This is a genomic window from Variovorax sp. 22077, from assembly GCF_052044195.1.
Lineage (GTDB): Bacteria > Pseudomonadota > Gammaproteobacteria > Burkholderiales > Burkholderiaceae_C > Variovorax > Variovorax atrisoli.
This window is the reverse complement of sequence record NZ_JBQEQC010000029.1, coordinates 1-18,617: the sequence shown is the minus strand read 5'-3', so window position 1 is coordinate 18,617 and position 18,617 is coordinate 1. Positions and strand designations below refer to the sequence as shown.

21 protein-coding genes are annotated in these 18,617 nt (G+C 66.1%); 15 read left to right on the top strand and 6 right to left on the bottom strand.

Translation table 11 applies throughout. The features are described from left to right. The first annotated feature begins 3 nt into the window (after positions 1 to 3). From ACTJLF_RS30220 to ACTJLF_RS30210, 3 genes are all read left to right on the top strand, one after another. Complete coding sequence (locus ACTJLF_RS30220) at positions 4 to 1,863, top strand: AMP-dependent synthetase/ligase (protein ID WP_132755111.1); 1,860 nt, start codon at positions 4 to 6, stop codon at positions 1,861 to 1,863. A gap of 145 nt (positions 1,864 to 2,008) precedes the next feature. Then, positions 2,009 to 3,178, top strand: coding sequence for an ABC transporter substrate-binding protein (locus ACTJLF_RS30215; RefSeq protein ID WP_019657798.1), 1,170 nt, complete (start codon positions 2,009 to 2,011; stop codon positions 3,176 to 3,178). A gap of 8 nt (positions 3,179 to 3,186) precedes the next feature. Then, positions 3,187 to 3,648, top strand: coding sequence for an EVE domain-containing protein (locus ACTJLF_RS30210; RefSeq protein ID WP_132755113.1), 462 nt, complete (start codon positions 3,187 to 3,189; stop codon positions 3,646 to 3,648). 23 nt (positions 3,649 to 3,671) lie between these two features. Here the strand turns inward: ACTJLF_RS30210 and ACTJLF_RS30205 are convergent, their stop codons facing one another. Both ACTJLF_RS30205 and ACTJLF_RS30200 read right to left on the bottom strand, forming a co-directional pair. Further along, a complete protein-coding gene (locus ACTJLF_RS30205; protein WP_019657800.1) occupies positions 3,672 to 4,325 on the bottom strand; it encodes a MarC family protein in 654 nt (217 codons plus the stop codon). A gap of 2 nt (positions 4,326 to 4,327) precedes the next feature. Beyond that, a complete protein-coding gene (locus ACTJLF_RS30200) occupies positions 4,328 to 5,074 on the bottom strand; it encodes an SDR family oxidoreductase (RefSeq protein ID WP_126183867.1) in 747 nt (248 codons plus the stop codon). A gap of 74 nt (positions 5,075 to 5,148) precedes the next feature. Between ACTJLF_RS30200 and ACTJLF_RS30195 the strand changes: the two genes are divergently transcribed. Beyond that, positions 5,149 to 5,751: a 2-hydroxychromene-2-carboxylate isomerase gene (locus ACTJLF_RS30195; RefSeq protein ID WP_126183868.1), complete on the top strand. Its 603-nt coding sequence runs from the start codon at positions 5,149 to 5,151 to the stop codon at positions 5,749 to 5,751. A 76-nt stretch (positions 5,752 to 5,827) separates the two neighbouring features. Further along, positions 5,828 to 6,511, top strand: a complete 684-nt coding sequence (locus ACTJLF_RS30190) for a dienelactone hydrolase family protein (RefSeq protein ID WP_019657803.1) — start codon at positions 5,828 to 5,830, stop codon at positions 6,509 to 6,511. A 45-nt stretch (positions 6,512 to 6,556) separates the two neighbouring features. On the opposite strand, the gene ACTJLF_RS30185 is transcribed toward ACTJLF_RS30190, so the two are convergent. Then, positions 6,557 to 7,471, bottom strand: a complete 915-nt coding sequence (locus ACTJLF_RS30185) for a LysR family transcriptional regulator (RefSeq protein ID WP_019657804.1) — start codon at positions 7,469 to 7,471, stop codon at positions 6,557 to 6,559. A gap of 133 nt (positions 7,472 to 7,604) precedes the next feature. On the opposite strand from ACTJLF_RS30185, the gene ACTJLF_RS30180 reads away from it, so the two are divergent. Next, positions 7,605 to 7,934, top strand: a complete 330-nt coding sequence (locus ACTJLF_RS30180; protein ID WP_440884512.1) for an alpha/beta hydrolase — start codon at positions 7,605 to 7,607, stop codon at positions 7,932 to 7,934. 219 nt (positions 7,935 to 8,153) lie between these two features. Then, the gene (locus ACTJLF_RS30175; protein WP_026346758.1) at positions 8,154 to 8,522 is read left to right on the top strand and encodes a hypothetical protein; all 369 of its coding nucleotides are present in this window, start codon (positions 8,154 to 8,156) and stop codon (positions 8,520 to 8,522) included. A gap of 81 nt (positions 8,523 to 8,603) precedes the next feature. Here ACTJLF_RS30175 and ACTJLF_RS30170 read toward each other — a convergent pair whose 3' ends face one another. After that, positions 8,604 to 9,779 carry a magnesium transporter CorA family protein gene (locus ACTJLF_RS30170; RefSeq protein ID WP_126183871.1) on the bottom strand — a complete coding sequence of 392 codons (1,176 nt, stop codon included), beginning with the start codon at positions 9,777 to 9,779 and terminating at the stop codon, positions 8,604 to 8,606. A gap of 20 nt (positions 9,780 to 9,799) precedes the next feature. After that, entirely contained in the window at positions 9,800 to 10,813 is a 1,014-nt protein-coding gene (hemB, locus tag ACTJLF_RS30165) for a porphobilinogen synthase (protein WP_440884511.1), read from the bottom strand. Between the two features lie 345 nt (positions 10,814 to 11,158). Between hemB and ACTJLF_RS30160 the strand changes: the two genes are divergently transcribed. From ACTJLF_RS30160 to fusA, 8 genes are all read left to right on the top strand, one after another. Beyond that, the gene (locus ACTJLF_RS30160; RefSeq protein WP_019657809.1) at positions 11,159 to 11,587 is read left to right on the top strand and encodes a CopD family protein; all 429 of its coding nucleotides are present in this window, start codon (positions 11,159 to 11,161) and stop codon (positions 11,585 to 11,587) included. A gap of 19 nt (positions 11,588 to 11,606) precedes the next feature. Next, positions 11,607 to 12,737 carry a VanZ family protein gene (locus ACTJLF_RS30155; RefSeq protein WP_019657810.1) on the top strand — a complete coding sequence of 377 codons (1,131 nt, stop codon included), beginning with the start codon at positions 11,607 to 11,609 and terminating at the stop codon, positions 12,735 to 12,737. A gap of 57 nt (positions 12,738 to 12,794) precedes the next feature. Next, a complete protein-coding gene (locus ACTJLF_RS30150) occupies positions 12,795 to 13,148 on the top strand; it encodes a (2Fe-2S) ferredoxin domain-containing protein (RefSeq protein WP_019657811.1) in 354 nt (117 codons plus the stop codon). A gap of 35 nt (positions 13,149 to 13,183) precedes the next feature. Continuing rightward, positions 13,184 to 13,816, top strand: a complete 633-nt coding sequence (locus ACTJLF_RS30145; RefSeq protein ID WP_019657812.1) for an alpha/beta hydrolase — start codon at positions 13,184 to 13,186, stop codon at positions 13,814 to 13,816. A 40-nt stretch (positions 13,817 to 13,856) separates the two neighbouring features. Then, on the top strand, positions 13,857 to 15,026 hold the full coding sequence (locus ACTJLF_RS30140; RefSeq protein WP_440884510.1) for a D-alanyl-D-alanine carboxypeptidase family protein: 1,170 nt from the start codon (positions 13,857 to 13,859) through the stop codon (positions 15,024 to 15,026). A 202-nt stretch (positions 15,027 to 15,228) separates the two neighbouring features. Beyond that, positions 15,229 to 15,606, top strand: a complete 378-nt coding sequence (gene rpsL / locus ACTJLF_RS30135; protein ID WP_019657814.1) for a 30S ribosomal protein S12 — start codon at positions 15,229 to 15,231, stop codon at positions 15,604 to 15,606. A 149-nt stretch (positions 15,607 to 15,755) separates the two neighbouring features. Then, positions 15,756 to 16,229, top strand: a complete 474-nt coding sequence (rpsG, locus tag ACTJLF_RS30130; RefSeq protein ID WP_019657815.1) for a 30S ribosomal protein S7 — start codon at positions 15,756 to 15,758, stop codon at positions 16,227 to 16,229. Positions 16,230 to 16,324: 95 nt separating this feature from the next. Continuing rightward, entirely contained in the window at positions 16,325 to 18,424 is a 2,100-nt protein-coding gene (fusA, locus tag ACTJLF_RS30125) for an elongation factor G (RefSeq protein WP_019657816.1), read from the top strand. Positions 18,425 to 18,428: 4 nt separating this feature from the next. Here fusA and ACTJLF_RS30120 read toward each other — a convergent pair. Continuing rightward, on the bottom strand, positions 18,429 to 18,617 hold a 189-nt coding region (locus ACTJLF_RS30120), incomplete at its 5' end, for a hypothetical protein (protein WP_440884509.1).

Below are 18,617 nucleotides of genomic sequence, written 5' to 3'. Positions count from 1 at the left end.
GCCATGCAGCAAGGACTCTGGGACCTGAACACCTTCGCGCCGAAGCTCGACGTGGTCGTGCCCGGCGACACCATCCCGGCGATGTTCTGGAACGCCGTGAAGCAGCGCGGCGACAACATCTGGATGCGGCAGAAGAAGCTCGGCATCTGGCGCAGCTGGAGCTGGCACCAGACGGCCGACGCGGTGCGAGAGATCGCGGCGGGACTGCAGGCCATCGGCTTCGCGCCGGGCGAGTGCGCGTCGATCCTGTCGAACACCGTCATCGAATGGGTGCTGGCCGACCTCGCGGTGCTCAGCTGCGGCGGCGTGTCCAACGGCATCTATCCGACCGATGCCGCCTCGCAGGTGCACTACCTCTGCGAGGACTCGCGCACCACCGTGCTCTTCGTGGAAGACGACGAGCAGCTCGACAAGGCGCTGGAGGTGCGCGCCGGCCTGCCGGGGCTGCGCCGCGTGATCGTGTTCGACATGGAGGGCCTGCGCGACCTCGACGACGCGGGCGTGATGAGCCTCGACGCGCTGCGCGCCCTCGGCCGCGAGCGCCTGGCGGCCGACCCGCAAACCGTGGATCGCACGGTCGCGGCCTGCCGTCCGGAAGACCTGGCCATCCTCGTCTACACCTCGGGCACGACCGGCAAGCCCAAGGGCGCGATGCACAGCCACGCGGGGCTGGTGTACACGGCGCGCGGCTACAACACGCTGGTGGCGCAGGACGACAAGGACGAGCGCATGTGCTTCCTGCCGCTGTGCCACATCGCCGAGCGCATGGGCGGCGAGTATTTCGCGATGTACACCGGCTCGATCCTCAACTTCGTCGAGAACCCGGAGACGGTGCCCGAGAACGTGCGCGAGATCGCACCCACCGTGTTCACTGCGGTTCCGCGGGTGTGGGAGAAGTTCTATTCCGGCGTGATGATCGCGCTGAAGGAAGCGAGCCCGCTGCAGCAGGCGGCCTACAGGTGGAGCATCGGCGTGGGCGAACGGATCGCCGAGCGCGTGCTGGCTGGCCAGCCGGTGGGGGCAGGGCTGAAGCTCAAGTTCAGGCTGGCGCGCGCGCTCGCGCTGGACAACGCGCGCAAGCTCATCGGCATCCACCGCTCGCGCTTCCTGGTGACGGGCGCGGCGCCCATCTCGCCGGAGCTGGTGAAGTGGTACCTCGCGCTGGGCGTGCCGATGCTGGAGGTGTGGGGCATGACGGAGTCGTGCGGCGCCTCCACCGCGGTGCCGGCCGCACGCATCAAGCCGGGCTCGATCGGGCCGGCCACCAGCTACAACGAGGTGCGCGTGGACCCGGCCACCGGCGAGATCCTGGTGCGCGGTCCCAATGTCTTCATGGGCTACCTCAACCTGCCGGAGAAGACGGCCGAGACCATCGACGCCGACGGCTGGCTGCACACCGGCGACGTGGGCGTGATGGACGAGGACGGGTATTTCCGCATCACCGACCGCATGAAAGACATCATCATCACGGCGGGCGGGAAGAACGTGACGCCCAGCGAGCTGGAGAACGAGCTCAAGTTCAGCCTCTACATCACCGATGCCGTGGTCATCGGCGACAGGAGGCCCTACCTCACGGTGATCGTCATGATCGACCAGGAGAACGTCGAGAAATTCGCGCAGGACAACGACGTGCCGTTCAGCAACTACGAGAGCCTGACGCGCGCCAAGGAAGTGCAGGAGCTGATCCAGGGCGAGATCGATCGCGTCAACGCCAAGTTCGCCCGCGTGGAGCAGATCAAGAAGTTCTTCCTGCTGGAGACGCAGCTCAGCGCCGAGGACGAGGAGCTCACGCCCACGATGAAGCTCAAGCGCAAGCTGGTGCAGGCCAAGTACGCGCAGCGCATCGAGGCCATGTATGGATAAGGCTCGCCCCCAGGCTTCGCGCACTTCGTGTCGCGCACGCCTTCCCCCTACCGGGGGCAACACCAGCGGCCCGGCAAAGCCGGTTCCGCGGTGTTTCTGGAAAAGGCCAGGCAGTGTGTTTTTCAACAGGCAAGGAGACAACGCAATGACGAAGCTCAAGACACTGACGACGCTGGCCGTGCTGGGACTGACCGCGACGCTCGCGTCCGCCCAGCAGCAACAGGGCGTGACCAAGGACGAGATCCGCATCGGCACCATCCAGGACCTGTCGGGCCCGCTCGCGGGCTTCGGCAAGCAGGCGCGCAACGGCATGCAGCTGCGCGTGGACGAGCTCAACGAGCAGGGCAACGTCAACGGCCGCAAGCTCAAGCTCTTCGTGGAGGACTCGGGCTACGACCCGAAGAAGGCGGTGCTGGCGGCCCAGAAGCTGGTGAACCAGGAGAAGATCTTCATCATGGCCGGCCACATCGGCACGGCGCAGAACATGGCGGCGATGCCGGTGCAGTTCGACAAGAACGTCATCAACTACATGCCCATCACCGCGGCGCGCGAGATGTACGAGCCGCTCAACCGGCTGAAGTATTCGTTCGCGGCCACCTACTACGACCAGATCCGGCTGGCGCTGCCGAAGATGATCAAGGACAAGGGCGCCAAGAAGGTCTGCACCATCTACCAGGACGACGAGTTCGGCCTGGAGGTGCAGCGCGGCGCCGAGGCGGGCCTGAAGGCCGCGGGCATGGAGCTGACGGAGAAGACATCGTTCAAGCGCGGCGCCACCGACTTCAGCTCGCAGGTCGCGAAGATGAAGGCCGCCAACTGCGACCTCGTGGTGCTCGGCACCATCATCCGAGAGACCATCGGCACCGTGGGCGAGGCGCGCAAGACCGGCTTCAACCCGACCTTCCTGGGCTCCAGCGCGGCGTACACCGACCTGATCCACAAGCTCGGCGGCAAGGCGATGGACGGCATCTACGCCACCATGACCGTGCAGAACCCCTACACCGACGAGCAGTCGCAGCCGCTGCGCTTCTGGGCCAACAAGTACAAGACCAAGTTCAACGAGGATCCGACGGTGTTCTCGGTGTACGGCTACGTGATCGTCGACTCGTTCATCAAGGCCGCCACCAAGGCCGGCCCGAACCTCACGACCGACAGCTTCATCAAGGCCATGGACAGCATGACCTTCGAGCCCGACATGTTCGGCAGCCCGAAGAGCACGTACACGGCCACCAAGCGCCTGGGCAACGACCAGTCGCGCCTGTCGCAGATCAAGGACGGGAAATGGGTCGTCGTGTCTGACTATGTGACACCATAGCGGGCACCATGCCCAATTACTGGTTGATGAAATCCGAGCCCGACGAGGTCTCGATCGACGATGCGCTCGCCGCGCCCGACGCCACCGTGGCCTGGACCGGCGTGCGCAACTATCAGGCACGCAACTTCATGCGCGACGGCATGAAGGTCGGCGACGGCGTGCTGTTCTATCACTCGAGCTGCCCGGAGCCGGGCATCGCCGGCATCGCGCGAGTGGCCTCGGGCATCAAGCCCGATCCGACGCAGTTCGATCCGAAGTCGCCCCACTACGACGCGGCGTCGAAGAAGGACGATCCGCGCTGGCTGCTGGTGGACGTGCAGGCGCTGCGCAAGACGCGCCTGCTGGCGCTGCCCGAGTTGCGCGCCAGGCCCGAGCTGGCCGAGCTGGTCGTGCTGCGCAAGGGCAACCGGCTGTCGATCACGCCGGTGGAGCCGGCGCACTGGAAGATCATCGAGAAGATGCTGGCCTGAACCAGCTGCCGGCTGTCGGCTTTTCAGCCGAGCTTGTTCAGGATCGGGAACAGCTTGCCGAGCCCGTCGGCCATCACCTCGACGGCGAGCGCGGCGAGGATCAGGCCCATCAGCCGGGTCATGATGTTGATGCCCGTCTTGCCCAGCACGCGTGCGATCGGCTGAGCGAGCGAGAAGGCCAGGGCGGTGGCCAGCGCCACCACCACGCCGTAGCCGACCAGGATCGCCAGCTCCCACAGGTGCTGCGCCTTGTCGGCGTAGATCACCACGGTGGAGATGGTGGCCGGCCCCGTGAGCAGCGGGATGGTGAGCGGCACCACCGCGATCGACGCGCCCATCGACGCCTTCACCTCGGTGGCGCGCAGCTCCTCGACGTTGGTCTTGCTCTCGGCAGGCTTGGCATTGAGCATCGACAGCGAGCTCATGAGCAGCAGCAGCCCCCCGCCGACCTGGAAGCTCGCGATGGAAATGCCGAAGAAGGACAGCAGCTGCAGCCCCAGCAGCGCGCTCACGGCGATCACCACGAAGGCGCTGAAGGCCGACATGCGCACCGTGTGGCGGCGCTGCGCGTCGCTGTAGCCCTGCGTGTAGTGGATGAAGAAGGGCACGATGGCCAGCGGGTTGACGATGGCCACCAGCGTCACCAGCGGCTTGATCAGGTCCATCGAGGTGCTCATGCTCAGCGGCCTCCGGTGACGTCGAGCAGGGCCGTGGTGGTGTAGCTCGCCTCGGGCGAGAGCAGCCACAGGATGGCGCCGGCGATCTCCTCGGCGGTGCCGGTGCGCTTCATCGGCACGGTCGGTGCGAGCTCGAAGGCGCGGTCGGGCAGGCCGCCCGAGGCGTGGATCTCGGTGTCGATCAGGCCGGGGCGCACCGCGTTGACGCGGATGCCTTCCTCGGCCACTTCCTTGGCCAGGCCGATGGTGAAGGTGTCGATGGCGCCCTTGCTCGCGGCGTAGTCGACGTACTGGCCCGGCGAGCCCAGCCGCGCAGCGCCGCTGGAGATGTTGACGATGGCGCCGCCCGAGCCGCCGTAGCGCGTGCTCATGCGCCGCACCGCCTCGCGCGCGCAGATGAAGCTGCCGATCACGTTGATGCGGAACATGCGCTCCAGCCGCGCGAAGCTCATTTCGTCGACGCGCGCAGTCATGTCGACCACGCCGGCGTTGTTGACCAGCGCGGTGAGGCGGCCGAAGCGGGCATCGACCTTCCGGAACATGGCCAGGACCTGTGCCTCGTCGCCCACGTCGGCCTGCACGGCCATGGCGTTGCCGCCGTTGTCGCGGATGGTGCGCACCACCTCGTCGGCGGCCAGGGAGTTGGTGGCGTAGTTGACGGCCACTGCGTAGCCGCGGCTGGCCGCGAGCAGGGCCGTGGCGGCGCCGATGCCGCGACCGCCGCCGGTGATCAATAGCACCTGGTCCAAAACCTACCTCCTGCAGAGAAACTGCGTGTCAGTTAAAACGACTGGCTTGGATTACATCACCCGGGGGCATGCGCATGAGCACCAAGACGATCGACTATTACTTTGCGCCACAGAGCCCATGGACCTACCTGGGGCATTCCCGCTTCGAGGCGATCGCCGCGGCCGCCGGTGCCACGGTGCGGGTGCGGCCCATCGACATGGGCAGCGTGTTCCCGGTGTCGGGCGGGCTGCCGCTGGGCAAGCGGGCGCCGCAGCGCCAGGCCTATCGGCTCGTCGACCTGGCGCGCTGCTCGAAATACCTGGAGCTGCCGCTGAACGTCAAGCCGAAGTTCTTCCCGGTGGCGAGCGACGACGCGGCGCGGCTCATCATCGCGGTCGACATGCACGACGGCACCGAGGCCGCGATGCGCATGTGCTCGGCGGTGTTCCAGGCCGTGTGGGTGCAGGAGCGCAACATCGGCGATCCGAAGGTCCTCGATTCGCTGGTGGTCGAATGCGGGCTGTCGCCCAAGCGCGGCGAGCAGTCGCAGAGCCAGGCGGTGCAGGAGCGCTACGAGGCCTACACGCAGGAGGCCATCGACATCCAGGTGTTCGGCGCGCCGAGCTACGTGATCGACGGCGAAATATTCTGGGGGCAGGATCGCCTCGACTTCGTCGAGAGGGCGCTGCGCGCGTAGGCCGGCAAATCATTCATTCGGTCCTCCCTTTCTTTATTCATTCATTCATCCGTTTGCCATCAAGGAGCAAGAAAACATGGGTCAATTCATCGATCTCAAGGCCAAGGACGGCCTGAGCTTTCCCGCCTACGTGGCCGAGCCGGCCGGCAAGCCGCGCGGCGCGGTGGTCGTGGTGCAGGAAATCTTCGGCGTGAACTCGCACATCCGCTCCGTGGCCGACGGCTACGCGGCCGAGGGCTACCTCGCCGTGGCGCCGTCGACCTTCCAGCGCGTCAAGCCGGGCGTCGAGCTCGGCTATTCGGAAGACGACATGAAGAACGGCTTCGGCCTGAAGACGGCGGTCGAGGCGCTGCCGGCGCCGGGCGTGCTGCAGGACATCGAGGCCGCGATCGCCTATGCGTCGAAGGCGGGCAAGGTCGGCATCGTCGGCTACTGCTGGGGCGGCCTGCTGACCTGGCGCGCGGCCGCGCTGCTGCCGGGCCTGTCGGCGGCGGTGCCCTACTACGGCGGCGGCATGACCTCGCCCGAGGAAACGGCGCGCCAGCCCAAGGTGCCGGTGCTGGCGCACTTCGGCAACCAGGACCACTGGATTCCGCTGGACACCGTCGAGGCGTTCAAGAAGGCGCATCCCGAAGTGGAAGTGCACGTGTACCCCGTGGGCCACGGCTTCAACTGCGACCAGCGCGGCTCCTATGACGCCGACGCGGCCAAGCTGGCGCGCGAGCGCACGCTGGCGTTCTTTGCGAAGCACGTCGGCTGACCCGCTACGGCTAAGAAGGGAAAAGCCCGGCATGCCGGGCTTTTTTCATGGTGCCGGTTTTCGCCTGGGGCCGTGCCCGTCGCCCACGCGGGTCTGCAGGAAGTCGAGCAGGGCCCGCAGCGCGGCGCTGTTGTGGCGCCGCTGCAGGTACGCCGCCGAGAGCCACATGTCCTTGCGCGTGTAGTCCTGCAGCACCGGCACCAGCTCGCCGTGCTCGATGTGCGACTGCACGAGGATCGAGGGCAGGTAGATCACGCCGAACCCGCGCATCGCCACGCGGATCAGCGGCGCGCCCTCGGTGCAGTCCATGCGGCTCTTGACGTGGACGTCCAGCGGCTGGCCGCCGTCGTCGAAGCGCCAGACAGGCTGGGCGCCGAGCAGCGAGTGCGTGAGGGCTTCATGGTTGGCCAGGTCGCGTGGGTGCTCGGGCTTGCCGTGCTTCTTCCAGTAGATGGGCGAGGCGCAGACCACCATCTCCATGCGCCGGAGCTTGCGCACGATGAGGTTGGCGTCTTCCACCGGGCCGCTGCGGATGTCGACGTCGATGCCCTCCTCGGCGAGGTCGACGGTGCGGTTGGTCAGCTGCAGGCTGATGCTCACGTCGGGGTAGTAGCGCATGAAGTCGGCCAGCAGGTTCGGGAACTCGCCGTTGCCCATGCCGTGCGGCGCCGAGATGCGCAGCCGCCCGCCGGGCTGGCTGGCGCGCTCCTGCAGCTCGGCCTGTGTGAGCTCGACCATCTCCAGCACCGGGGTGCTGCGCTCCAGCAGCAGCTGGCCGGCGTCGGTGAGGCTCACCGAGCGGGTGGATCGGTTCAGAAGTCGCACCCCGAAGCGGGTTTCCAGCTCGGCCACATACTTGCTGACGGTGGCCTTCGACATGTCCAGCCTCTTGGCTGCCTGGGAGAAGCTGCCGTGCGAGGCGACCTCCCGGAAGGTTCTGATCAGATCGAGGCTGTCCATGTGGATGAGTCCATTGTTTCCGTTTTGGGAACGCGATGGTTCGATTCTCCCGGGTTTTTCCTGACCGGTCTGGGCGACACTTGCGCTACGCGCCGACGTCGCCAGCCCGGCTGGACCGTTGGAAGGAACTGGAATGAAGACCCCGAAGATCATCGCCGCCGCTGCCCTGTCGCTCCTCGCCGCTTCCGGCGGTGCGCTGGCGCAGGGCTTCGAGCCTGTCCAGCCGCTCAAGGCCCTCACCAGCCGCAGTGCCGTGGCGGCCGAAGCCGATGCCGCGGCGCGCGACGGCAATGTCTATGGCGACGTGGTCGCGGCGCCGCTGACCTCCCGGCCCAGTTCCCGTGACCGGGCCTCGGTCCGCGCCGAGGCCGTGGCCGCCGCCCACGCGCCGAACCAGAACCTGGACCGCCGCGCCTTCGTCAACAGCGAAGTGCCTCCCCAGTTCGAGCGCGCCGGACGCTAGGCCGGAAGTCTTCCCTCAGCCAGGGCCGGGCCGGTGCGAACCGGGCCCGGCTTTTTGCTTTGCATGCCTTCATGTCGACATTGTTTCAATAGAGGAAACACGGTGTCTCTGAACCGAGTGTTCCGGCAACGCAGTTCCCCCGGAAACTCGCCGCACAGGCTCGCGGACCAGCAGGCCTGGTGGACGAACCATCCAACGAACACCCTAGGAGAAATGAACATGAAGACCTCGCAAATCCTCGCTGCCGCCACCCTCGCCCTGCTCGCCGCCACTGGCGCCCAGGCTGAAACCTACCAAGGCGTGAACACCGCCGTGTCGACCAAGAGCCGCGACGAAGTCAACGCCGAAGCCGTGCGTACCGCAGCGGCTCCGAACCAGAACGTCGTGCGCGGTTCGCGCGGTGCCGAAACGGTTGCCGTGTCGAAGGACCGCTCGATCGTCGAAGCCGAAGCCGTTCGCACCGCCTACGCTCCCGACCAGAACGTGACCAGTGGCTCGCGCGTCAACAGCAAGGTCGTCTCGACCATGCCCCACCCGATGGACGTGCGCGTCCAGGCCCAGCAAGGCGCCGGCGCCACCGCCAAGTAATTGAAGCGGTCCTCCGGACTGCAGCAATGAAAAAGGGCCACGCGAAAGCGTGGCCCTTTTCTTTTGGCGCGAAGCCTGGGTTCAGCGCGTGCGGGCGAGGTAGCGCTTGCGCCAGAACACGATTACCAGCAGCACCGCGATGACCAGCATGGAAGTCATCGCGATCCAGAAGCCGTCGGCCTTGTGCACCAGCGGGATGAATTCGAAGTTCATGCCGAAGATGCCGGCGATGAGGTTCAGCGGCAGGAACACGGCGGTGAGCACCGTCAGCACCCGCATGATGTCGTTGGCGCGGTGCCCCTGGACGCTGAAGTGCATCTGCACGGCCGTCTCGGCGTTCTGCTCCAGCCGGTGCACGTGGTGCACGACGCGCTCGATGTGCTCGAGCACGTCTCGGCTGCGGATCATGATGAGTTCGCGCTCGCGCTGCTCCACCTCGCCCTTGGGCACGGGGAGCGTCTCCAGCGAATCGATCCAGTCCTGCATGGCGGCGCGCTGGTCCTCGCAGATCTCGTCGAGGTGGTGCAGCGACTGGCGCGCCTCCATCAGCGCGCCCCAGTTGGTGAAGCGGCTGCGCGGGTCGATCAGCTCGCTTTGCCAGTGGTCGAGCTGCTTGGTGAGCTCGCGCCGCAGGTCGAGGTAGCCGTCGACGATCTGGTTGATCACGCGCAGCATCAGGTCCGCAGGGCTGGTCGGCAGGCGGGCCGAGGTGGCGCGCACGTCGAGCGCCGGGGCGCCGCCGTCGGGCGAGGCGGCGGCCAGCAGCCGGGCGGCGAAGGCGTCGCGCACTGCGCCGTCTTCCGGGTGCACCGAGAGCAGCACCCGGTCGAACACCGCGAAGCCGACCGGCCTGGTGTCGACACGGCGCAGCACGGGCGGGCCGCTGCGCGGCTGGCGGGGAGCCGCAGCCGGTGCCGGCAGTGGCGGGGCCTCGTTGGTGCTGCCCTTGCCGTTGCCCAGCGCCGCCTGGCCCTGACCGTTGGCCAGCCGCCGGAACACCAGCACGTCGTACAGCGAGGTGTAGTCGTAGTGCGAAGGAAGCTGGTCGTTGAGCAGGTCGGCCACGTGCAGGTCGACCAGCTGCGTCTTGCACAGCGTCTGCAGGATCTGCTGCACCTCGGCCAGCGAGGAGCGGAATTCATCCCGCGTGAGCGAGATCCAGAGATAGCCGCTGGCCCCGCAGGCACCCGGAACCGCGAGCGGTGCCAGCGCGGCGTGTTCGCTGACCTGCGAACGGTTGATTTCGAAGATGCGCATGCCCGGTTGCCGGCGCGCCGTTACTTCTGCAGCAGGCGCGCGGCGTCGAGCGCGAAATAGGTCAGCACGCCGTCGGCGCCCGCGCGCTTGAAGGCCAGCAGGCTTTCGAGCACCACGGCGTCGTGGTCGAGCCAGCCGTTCTGGGCGGCGGCCTTGAGCATGGCGTATTCGCCGCTGACCTGGTAGGCGAAGGTGGGCACGCGGAACTGGTCCTTCACGCGGCGCACGATGTCGAGGTAGGGCATGCCGGGCTTCACCATCACCATGTCGGCGCCTTCGGCGATGTCGATGGCGACTTCGCGCAGGGCCTCGTCGCTGTTGCCGGGGTCCATCTGGTAGACCTTCTTGTTGCTCTTGCCGAGCGTGGCGGCCGAGCCCACGGCGTCGCGGAAGGGGCCGTAGAAGGCGCTGGCGTACTTGGCGCTGTAGGCCATGATGCGCGTGTGGAAGTCGCCGCGGGCCTCGAGGGCATTGCGAATCGCGCCGATGCGCCCGTCCATCATGTCGCTGGGCGCCACGATGTCCACGCCGGCCTGCGACTGGGCGAGCGCCTGCTTCACCAGTACTTCGACGGTCGCGTCGTTGAGGATGTAGCCGGTGTCGTCGAGCAGGCCGTCCTGGCCGTGGCTGGTGTAGGGGTCGAGGGCGACGTCGGTCATCACGCCCAGTTCCGGAAAGCGCGACTTCAGCGCCCCCACCACGCGGGGAATCAGCCCGTCGGGGTTGAAGGCCTCGCGGCCGTCGGGCGTCTTGAGGCTGGCGTCGATCACCGGGAACAGCGCCATCACCGGAATGCCGGCTGCCACGCACTGCTCGGCCACGGGCAGCAGCAGGTCGAGGCTCAGGCGGTCCACGCCGGGCATCGAGGGGACGGCGTCGCGGCGTTTCTCGCCTTCCTGGACGAAGACCGGGTAAATCAGGTCGTTGGTCGTCAGCGCGTGCTCGCGCACCAGGTTGCGGGTGAAAGCGTCGCGGCGCAGGCGCCGCGGCCGCCCGGCGGGAAACATGGCCAGGGGGGAAGATGATGACGTCATATTTACAAAATTGTGCCTGAACCGTCTGTTTACGACTCCCTTGGCACGGGCGTTCGGTTGTCTGACAACTACGGAAAATAGTAGAACCAAGGTTTTCAGTTTTTTGCTTTAAATGTCAAAGAAAGTGGCCCAGTCGCTTGAAACCTTGTTTCGTCTTTGTTAAATTCTGAAGCGGGCGGCTTGCCGCCCCCCGCTTTTCCTCCCTGAGCGGGTGCCTTGATGTGTGACAGCAAAAGGGCTTCCCAGCCCGACGTGAAGACGTCGGGCTTTTTTTTGCCTGTCGTACGAGTGAATCGCCGCCCGAACAGAGCGGTGCCGCGGGGAGGGCGCCACTAAACTGCCCCCATGCTCTGGGTCAAATCTCTACACATCGTCTTCATCGCAAGCTGGTTCGCGGGACTGTTCTACCTGCCGCGGATCTTCGTGAACCTGGCGATGGTTCCTCCCGAGTCGGTGGCGGAGCGCGAACGCCTGCTGCTCATGGCGCGCAAGCTCCTGCGGTTCACGACCTTCCTGGCGGTTCCCGCGATCGGCTTCGGCCTGTGGCTCTGGCTGGGCTACGGCATCGGGCGCGGCCCCGGCAACGGCTGGATGCACGCCAAGCTCGCGCTGGTGCTGGTGGTGATCGGCTACCACCACGGCTGCGCGGTGCTGCTGCGCCGCTTCGTCGCCGGCGAGAACCGGCGCAACCACCGCTGGTTTCGCTGGTTCAACGAACTGCCGGTGCTGCTGCTGCTGGGCATCGTGATCCTGGTGGTGGTCAAGCCCTTCTGAGCCGGCACCGGGGCACACGGTGGATCGGCCGCAGCACAAGTCCGCCGCGCTCCCGCTGGCGCTCGCCTACGGGGCGTTGATCGTCTACGCCAGCCTGTACCCGTTCGCCGACTGGCGCGACCAGGGGATCGCGCCCTGGGCGTACCTGTGGGCGCCCTGGCCCAAATACTGGACGGGCTTCGATTTCGCGGTGAACGTCGCGGGCTACGTGCCCTTCGGCTTCCTTTGCGCTCTGGCGGTGCTGCGGACCGGGAAGGCCTCCCGCGTCTGGCACGCGGTGGCCCGGGCCACCGTGGCGGGAGCGGCGGTCTCCTTTGCCATGGAGACGCTGCAGAGCTACCTGCCGGCGCGCATTCCTTCCAACGTGGACCTGGGGCTCAATGTTTCGGGCGCGCTCGCCGGCGCCGTCGTGGCGGCGGGGCTCGAGAGGCTGGGGGCCGTGGCGCACTGGAGCCGGGCGCGCTCGCAGTGGTTCGCCGAGGACTCGCGCGGCGCGCTGGTGCTCCTGGCGCTCTGGCCCTTCGCGCTGCTCTTTCCGGCCGCCGTCACTTTCGGGCTGGGGCAGGTGTTCGAGCGGCTCGAGGTGGCGATCTCCGAGTGGCTTCTCGACACGCCCTTCATCGACTGGCTGCCGCTGCGGCAGTTCGAACTCGAGCCGCTGGTGCCGGCGGTGGAACTGCTGTGCGTGATGCTGGGCGCGCTGGTGCCATGCCTGCTGGGCTACCTGGTGGCGCGCTCGGTGGTCCAGCGCGCGGTGCTGCTGCCGTTGACGCTGCTGTCGGGCGTCGCGGCCTCCGCGTTGTCGGCGGCGCTGAGCTACGGGCCGGAACACGCCTGGGCCTGGCTGGGGCTGCCGGTGCAGGTCGGCATGGCGGCAGCGCTCTTCGCCGGCGTGCTGCTGCTGTTCGCGCCGCGGCGCCTGTGCGCGGCGCTGCTGCTGATGGGGCTGGTGCTGCAGCTGAGCCTGCTGAACCAGGCGCCCGAGAGCGCGTACTTCGCGCAGACGCTGGCCACCTGGGAGCAGGGGCGCTTCATCCGCTTCCACGGGCTGGCGCAATGGCTGGGCTGGGTGTGGCCCTATGCGGTGCTGGTCTACGTGGTGGCGGCCCTGTCGCGCCGCGGGCGGCGCGATGCGGCTCCTGTGGGCTGAGGGTGCGGATTGCTCGGCCGTCGACATGGCGAAGAGGGTGGTCACTAAAATCCGCCGATGCCCAGCTCCACTCCAGCCGCGCCGTCCGGCTACTACGGCCGCCACATCTTCTTCTGCCTGAACGAGCGCAAGAACGGCGAGGACTCCTGCGCCATGCACAACGCGCAGGAGGGCTTCGACCGCTGCAAGGCGAAGGTCAAGGCTGAGGGCCTGTCGGGGCCCGGCAAGGTCCGCGTCAACAAGGCCGGCTGCCTAGACCGCTGCGCAGGCGGGCCAGTGGCCGTGGTCTATCCGGAGGCCGTCTGGTACACCTTCGTCGACAGCGAGGACATCGACGAGATCGTCGAGTCGCACCTGAAGAACGGTCAGGTCGTCGAGCGGCTGCTGCTACCTCCGAACGTCGGACGCTGAACTTTTCCGCCGCCCCTCTGCTCGTACCTGCGCCAATGAATTCCCAGACAGAAAAGATCACCCTCCAGGGCGCCGCAGGCGCGATCGAAGTGCAGCGCGACCAGCCTGCCGGAACCCCGCGCGGCGTCGCGGTCATCGCCCATCCGCATCCGCTCTTCGGCGGCACGATGGACAACAAGGTGGTGCAGACGCTGGCGCGCGCCTTCGTCGCCACCGGCTGGACCACGGTGCGTTTCAACTTCCGCGGCGTGGGCGCCAGCGAGGGCGTGCACGACGAGGGTCGCGGCGAGCTGGAAGACATGCTGAACGTCATCGGCCAACTCGCCCCCGAAGGGCCGCTGGCGATCGCCGGCTTCTCCTTCGGTGCCTTCGTCGCGAGCGGCGCCGTCGCCCGGCTGTGGTCCGCGCGCGAGCTCCGGCAGATCGTGCTGGTGGGCACGGCGGCGTCGCGCAACAACGTCGCGACGCTGCCAGTGGAGGCGCACGAGCGCACGCTGGTGGTCCATGGCGAGGCCGACGATACAGTCGCGCTGTCCGCAGTGATGGACTGGGCTCGGCCGCAGTCACTTCCTGTCACAGTCATCCCCGGGGGCGGCCATTTCTTTCACGGACAATTGCCGCTGCTCAAGGGTCTGGTCGTCCGCCATCTGCGCGCGGACATCGCTTGAAAGCCGCTCCGGCTTGTTTTCGTCTCTTTCCGAACTCCCAATGAATCTTTTTCTTGGCGCGCTCCGCGCGCTGGTCTTTACCGCCGCCGCTTCCTTCAGCCTGCTCGCCGCCGCCCAGATGCCGGCGCCGCCTGAAATCGCCGCGCGCAGCTATCTGCTGCTGGACGTGACCGCGAACCAGATCCTGGCCCAGAAGGACATCGACAGCCCGGTCGAGCCGGCCTCGCTCACCAAGCTGATGTCCGCCTACCTGGTGTTCGACGCCCTGCGCACCAAGAAGATCACGCTGACCCAGACCCTGCCGGTCAGCACCCGCGCCTGGAAGATGCCCGGCTCGCGCATGTTCATCGACCCCAAGATGCAGGTGCCGGTGGAAGACCTGATCAAGGGCCTGATCGTGCAGTCGGGCAACGACGCCACCGTCGCCCTGGCCGAAGGCGTGGGCGGCACCGTGGAGCATTTCGTCGAGATGATGAACGCCCAGGCCAAGGTGCTGGGCATGAAGAACACCACCTACAAGAACCCCGAGGGCCTGACCGCGCCCGGCCACACCACCACGGCCCGCGACCTGAGCATCCTGGCGACCCGCCTGGTGCGCGACTTCCCCGAGGAAGCCAAGTACTACGCCATCAAGAAGTACCGCTACCCGGGCACTCCGTCGACCAACGACACCAATCGCAACATGCTGCTGTTCCGCGACCCGACCGTCGACGGCCTGAAGACCGGGCACACCGAAGCTGCCGGCTACTGCATGATCGCCACCGCCAAGCGCGACTTTCCCAACCTGACGGGCGGGCGCCGCCTGCTGTCGATCGTCCTGGGCACCACGGGCGAGACCGTGCGCGCCAACGAGTCGCAGAAGCTGCTGAACTGGGGCTATACGGCCTATGACGCCGTGCGCCTGTTCGACGGCGGCCAGCCGGCGGCCACTCCGGCCGTGTGGAAGGGCAAGGCCAATGTGCTGAAGCTGGGCCGTCCCGATCCCATCGTTGTGGCCGTGCCGGCCGGCTCGGCCAACAAGATCAAGACCCAGGTGTCGCGCCCCGACCCGCTGGTGGCGCCGTTCACCAAGTACCAGCCGGTCGGCTCGCTCAAGGTCACGCTGGACGACCAGCCCCTGGCCGACGTCCCGCTGGTGGCCCTGGAACCGGTCGAGCAGGCCGGCATCTTCGGCCGTGCCTGGGACGCCCTGCGGCTCTGGATCAAGTAGCCTGAAGGGCCCGAAAAGCCATCGGCAGGCCTGCGGGCCCGCCCGGCTTTGCCGTTTTCAGACTCGTTTGCTATACTCGTGGGCTTTTCGGAATTTTCCGAAGGGTTTCACGTTTTCGTCATTCCCGGCCTCCTTGAGTCACGACAAGGGCGGTTTCACAGCCAGGGCCGGGGCGTTTCTCGTTTTGGGGACTTTTTAATTCATGCCAACCATCAATCAACTGGTGCGTCAGGGTCGGACGGTCGAAAAGATCGCTTCGAAGAGCCCTGCCATGCAGAACTCGCCGCAACGTCGCGGTGTCTGCACCCGCGTCTACACCACGACGCCCAAGAAGCCGAACTCGGCTCTGCGTAAAGTTGCCAAGGTCCGCCTGACCAACGGCTTCGAAGTCATTTCCTACATCGGCGGCGAAGGCCACAACCTCCAGGAACACAGCGTCGTGCTGGTCCGCGGCGGTCGTGTGAAGGACTTGCCCGGTGTGCGCTACCACATCGTTCGTGGCTCGCTCGACCTGCAAGGCGTGAAAGACCGCAAGCAGTCGCGTTCCAAGTACGGCGCGAAGCGTCCCAAGAAGGCTTAAGCCTTCCTGTCGTCAAAAACAAACGGTGTTCGGTTACCTTGGCGGGTACATCGAACGTAGTGACCCACTGTCGGGTCGAGTAAGTGAGAGTCCCGCTTGACTCTCGCGGTGCCGGAAACGGTGCCAACTGAAGCAAAGAGGTTAGAAAAATGCCACGTCGTCGCGAAGTCCCCAAACGTGAAATCCTGCCGGATCCCAAGTACGGCAATGTCGAGCTGTCCAAATTCATGAACGTGATCATGGAAGGCGGCAAGAAGGCTGTTGCCGAGCGCATCATCTATGGTGCCCTCGACTTCATCGAGAAGAAGAATCCTGACAAGGATCCGCTCGAAGCGTTCACCATCGCCATCAACAACGTGAAGCCGATGGTCGAAGTGAAGTCGCGCCGCGTCGGCGGTGCGAACTACCAGGTGCCGGTCGAAGTCCGTCCCGTCCGCCGCCTCGCCCTGTCGATGCGCTGGATCAAGGAAGCCGCCCGCAAGCGCGGTGAGAAGTCGATGGCCCTGCGTCTGGCCAACGAACTGATGGAAGCCACGGAAGGCCGTGGCGGCGCGATGAAGAAGCGCGACGAAGTGCACCGCATGGCAGAAGCCAACCGCGCATTCAGCCACTTCCGCTTCTAAAAACCAAACTTCGCTTGGGCGTTGGGTGTCGAGTGACGGGCTTTCAGCCTGTACTCGAGGCCCAGCGCTCAACGCATTTAACCCGAAAGTAAATCATGTCCCGCAAGACCCCCATCGAGCGCTACCGCAACATCGGCATCTCCGCGCACATCGACGCTGGCAAGACCACGACGACCGAACGCATCCTGTTCTACACCGGTGTGAACCACAAGATCGGTGAAGTGCACGACGGCGCCGCCACGATGGACTGGATGGAGCAAGAGCAAGAGCGCGGTATCACGATCACCTCGGCTGCCACCACCTGCTTCTGGAAGGGCATGGCCGGCAAGTTCGACGAACACCGCATCAACATCATCGACACCCCCGGCCACGTGGACTTCACCATTGAAGTCGAGCGCTCGATGCGCGTGCTGGACGGCGCCGTGATGGTGTACGACGCCGTCGGCGGCGTGCAGCCCCAGTCGGAAACCGTCTGGCGCCAGGCCAACAAGTACAAGGTTCCGCGTCTCGCGTTCGTCAACAAGATGGACCGCACCGGCGCCGACTTCCTGCGCGTTCGCCAGATGATGATCGACCGCCTGAAGGCCAACCCCGTCGTGATTCAGATCCCGATCGGTGCCGAAGAGCACTTCCAGGGCATCGTCGACCTCGTGAAGATGAAGGCGATCATCTGGGACGAGGACAAGGGCGTGACCTTCCAGTACGGCGACATCCCGGCCAACCTGGTCGATGTCTGCAACGAATACCGCGAAAAGCTGGTCGAAGCGGCTGCCGAAGCCAGCGAAGACCTGATGAACAAGTACCTCGAAGGCGGCGAGCTGTCGGAAGAGGAAATCAAGAAGGCCCTGCGCCAGCGCACCATCGCCGGCGAGATCCAGCCGATGCTGTGCGGCTCGGCCTTCAAGAACAAGGGCGTGCAGGCCATGCTCGACGCCGTCGTCGAATACATGCCCTCGCCGCTGGACATCCCGCCGGTGGCCGGCGTGTCGGAAGACGACGAGCCCACCACTCGCAAGGCCGACGACAACGAGAAGTTCTCGGCCCTGGCGTTCAAGCTTATGACCGACCCGTTCGTGGGCCAGCTGACCTTCGTGCGCGTCTATTCGGGCGTGCTCTCGAAGGGCGACAGTGTCTACAACCCGGTGCGCGGCAAGAAGGAACGTATCGGCCGTATCGTGCAGATGCACGCGAACAACCGCGAGGAAGTCAGCGAAATCCGCGCCGGCGACATCGCCGCCTGCGTGGGCCTGAAGGACGTGACGACCGGTGAAACGCTGTGCGATCCGGAAGCCGTCGTGACGCTCGAGCGCATGCACTTCCCCGAGCCGGTGATCCGCCAGGCCGTGGAGCCGAAGAGCAAGGCCGACCAGGAAAAGATGGGTATCGCACTGGGCCGCCTGGCACAGGAAGACCCCTCGTTCCGCGTCAACACCGACGAAGAATCGGGCCAGACCATCATCGGCGGCATGGGCGAACTCCACCTCGAAATCATCGTGGACCGCATGAAGCGCGAATTCGGCGTGGAAGCCAACGTCGGCAAGCCGCAGGTGGCCTACCGCGAGACGATCCGCAAGACCGTCGAGGAAGCCGAAGGCAAGTTCGTTCGCCAGTCGGGCGGCAAGGGCCAGTACGGTCACGTGGTGCTGAAGATCGAACCCCAGGAAGCCGGCAAGGGCTTCGAGTTCGTCGACGCCATCAAGGGCGGTGTGGTTCCTCGCGAATACATCCCCGCGGTCGAGAAGGGCATCGTGGAAGCGCTGGGCCAGGGCGTGCTGGCGGGCTACCCCGTCGTGGACGTCAAGGTCACGCTGCACTTCGGTTCGTACCACGACGTGGACTCGAACGAAATGGCGTTCAAGATGGCCGCGATCTTCGGCTTCAAGGAAGGTGCCCGCAAGGCCAACCCCGTGATCCTCGAGCCGATGATGGCCGTGGAAGTCGAGACGCCTGAAGACTACGCCGGCAACGTGATGGGCGACCTGTCGTCCCGCCGCGGCATGGTGCAGGGCATGGACGACATGGTCGGTGGCGGCAAGGCCATCAAGGCAGAAGTGCCGCTGTCGGAAATGTTCGGCTACTCGACCACGCTGCGTTCGATGTCGCAAGGCCGTGCAACGTACACGATGGAGTTCAAGCACTACGCCGAAGCTCCGCGCAACGTCGCCGAAGCCATCGTGGCCGCTCGCGCCAAGTAAGCTTTCAAAAGAACCAGGGGCCGCGCACTGCGCGGCCCTTCCTGTCTGCGATCCGGTGCCGCCCTGTTCCCGTGCGGGGCGAACCAGCAACCGGATGCAGACATAAAACCAATACACGGGACTGCTCTTTCAAGGATTGAAAAATGGCAAAAGGTAAATTCACCCGCACCAAGCCGCACGTGAACGTGGGCAC

Bases quoted from the DNA above. Each gene is read 5' to 3' on its own strand.
- ACTJLF_RS30220 (WP_132755111.1), top strand. From the start codon at position 4: ATGCAGCAAGGACTCTGGGACCTGAACACCTTCGCGCCGAAGCTCGAC.
- ACTJLF_RS30215 (WP_019657798.1), top strand. From the start codon at position 2,009: ATGACGAAGCTCAAGACACTGACGACGCTGGCCGTGCTGGGACTGACC.
- ACTJLF_RS30210 (WP_132755113.1), top strand. From the start codon at position 3,187: ATGCCCAATTACTGGTTGATGAAATCCGAGCCCGACGAGGTCTCGATC.
- ACTJLF_RS30205 (WP_019657800.1), bottom strand. From the start codon at position 4,325: ATGAGCACCTCGATGGACCTGATCAAGCCGCTGGTGACGCTGGTGGCC.
- ACTJLF_RS30195 (WP_126183868.1), top strand. From the start codon at position 5,149: ATGAGCACCAAGACGATCGACTATTACTTTGCGCCACAGAGCCCATGG.
- ACTJLF_RS30190 (WP_019657803.1), top strand. From the start codon at position 5,828: ATGGGTCAATTCATCGATCTCAAGGCCAAGGACGGCCTGAGCTTTCCC.
- ACTJLF_RS30185 (WP_019657804.1), bottom strand. From the start codon at position 7,471: ATGGACAGCCTCGATCTGATCAGAACCTTCCGGGAGGTCGCCTCGCAC.
- ACTJLF_RS30180 (WP_440884512.1), top strand. From the start codon at position 7,605: ATGAAGACCCCGAAGATCATCGCCGCCGCTGCCCTGTCGCTCCTCGCC.
- ACTJLF_RS30175 (WP_026346758.1), top strand. From the start codon at position 8,154: ATGAAGACCTCGCAAATCCTCGCTGCCGCCACCCTCGCCCTGCTCGCC.
- ACTJLF_RS30170 (WP_126183871.1), bottom strand. From the start codon at position 9,779: ATGCGCATCTTCGAAATCAACCGTTCGCAGGTCAGCGAACACGCCGCG.
- hemB (WP_440884511.1), bottom strand. From the start codon at position 10,813: ATGACGTCATCATCTTCCCCCCTGGCCATGTTTCCCGCCGGGCGGCCG.
- ACTJLF_RS30160 (WP_019657809.1), top strand. From the start codon at position 11,159: ATGCTCTGGGTCAAATCTCTACACATCGTCTTCATCGCAAGCTGGTTC.
- ACTJLF_RS30150 (WP_019657811.1), top strand. From the start codon at position 12,795: ATGCCCAGCTCCACTCCAGCCGCGCCGTCCGGCTACTACGGCCGCCAC.
- ACTJLF_RS30145 (WP_019657812.1), top strand. From the start codon at position 13,184: ATGAATTCCCAGACAGAAAAGATCACCCTCCAGGGCGCCGCAGGCGCG.
- ACTJLF_RS30140 (WP_440884510.1), top strand. From the start codon at position 13,857: ATGAATCTTTTTCTTGGCGCGCTCCGCGCGCTGGTCTTTACCGCCGCC.
- rpsL (WP_019657814.1), top strand. From the start codon at position 15,229: ATGCCAACCATCAATCAACTGGTGCGTCAGGGTCGGACGGTCGAAAAG.
- rpsG (WP_019657815.1), top strand. From the start codon at position 15,756: ATGCCACGTCGTCGCGAAGTCCCCAAACGTGAAATCCTGCCGGATCCC.
- fusA (WP_019657816.1), top strand. From the start codon at position 16,325: ATGTCCCGCAAGACCCCCATCGAGCGCTACCGCAACATCGGCATCTCC.